Annotated in this window: 2 tRNA genes and 2 rRNA genes; all 4 read left to right on the forward strand. The window is 46.5% G+C overall.

The features are described 5' to 3' along the window. Positions 1 to 190, forward strand: a 16S ribosomal RNA gene (locus J0N78_RS25460); the annotation flags it as partial. Positions 191 to 302: 112 nt separating this feature from the next. After that, positions 303 to 379: transfer RNA gene (locus J0N78_RS25465), tRNA-Ile, on the forward strand. A gap of 25 nt (positions 380 to 404) precedes the next feature. After that, positions 405 to 480, forward strand: a tRNA-Ala gene (locus tag J0N78_RS25470). 583 nt (positions 481 to 1,063) lie between these two features. Continuing rightward, a 23S ribosomal RNA gene (locus J0N78_RS25475) occupies positions 1,064 to 1,184 on the forward strand; the annotation flags it as partial.

Below are 1,184 nucleotides of genomic sequence, written 5' to 3' on the forward strand. Positions count from 1 at the left end.
GCGGATCAGCATGCCGCGGTGAATACGTTCCCGGGCCTTGTACACACCGCCCGTCACACCACGAGAGTTTGTAACACCCGAAGTCGGTGGGGTAACCTTTTGGGGCCAGCCGCCTAAGGTGGGACAGGTGATTGGGGTGAAGTCGTAACAAGGTAGCCGTATCGGAAGGTGCGGCTGGATCACCTCCTTTCTATGGAGTATTTACTCTAGTCGATGCATACTGCGGTATGTACGCTTTGGTCTTTTTTGTTCAGTTTTGAGAGAACTCAAAACTCATTCTCTCTTAATTACAAGTTGGCTAAGGGCCTATAGCTCAGCTGGTTAGAGCGCACGCCTGATAAGCGTGAGGTCGGTGGTTCGAGTCCACTTAGGCCCACCATAAAATTGATTTAAATATAAAATATGGGGCCTTAGCTCAGCTGGGAGAGCGCCTGCCTTGCACGCAGGAGGTCAGCGGTTCGATCCCGCTAGGCTCCACCAGAAAATACCGTTTGAAATTTAAAAGTTTCTGTTGTATGATATAAAAGCTACTTTTGGTAATAATGAAAAGTGACTTTTATCATAAGATAACATTTGCTCCTGCGTCTAGTCTACGAGTGGCGCTGACAATATTAGTTTCTCGGAGCAAGGCAGTACCATGTATCATCAAGATGTGCTACATGCTGTGATTGAAGTCAGTAGCCTGGTTCTTTGAAAACTGGATAATGAAAGCTAGAAATGACATCAAGATTTTACCGGGTTGCACTTTGGTGTAACCAAGAGAAACTTGAGTCGTCAAGAATTCAACAACCTTTATAAAAATGTAAAGGCAAGTGAGAAGCAAGGAGTACGAGGCGGCAAGATCTCGAGTAGCGGAGTGTACGTTTAAAGGGTACATGAGCAACTAGAGAGAGCGTAGCCAACGAAGTAATCCGCCGCTTATCATTTGTCGATCAGAGATGAATTAGAAACAAGAAGATCGAGGAAACAAGCTTTAAAGCAACGGAGCGTATGTTTAACGGATACGTGAGTAGCGCAGAAAGCGAAGTTGACGAAGAGATTCGACGTTTATCATTCATCGAATGGTTAAGTTATGAAGGGCGCACGGTGAATGCCTTGGCACTAGGAGCCGACGAAGGACGGGACGAACACCGAAATGCCTCGGGGAGCTGTAAGTAAGCTTTGATCCGGGGATATCCGAATGG

The organism is Alkalihalobacillus sp. BA299 (assembly GCF_017745675.1).
GTDB lineage: Bacteria > Bacillota > Bacilli > Bacillales > Bacillaceae_F > Alkalihalobacterium.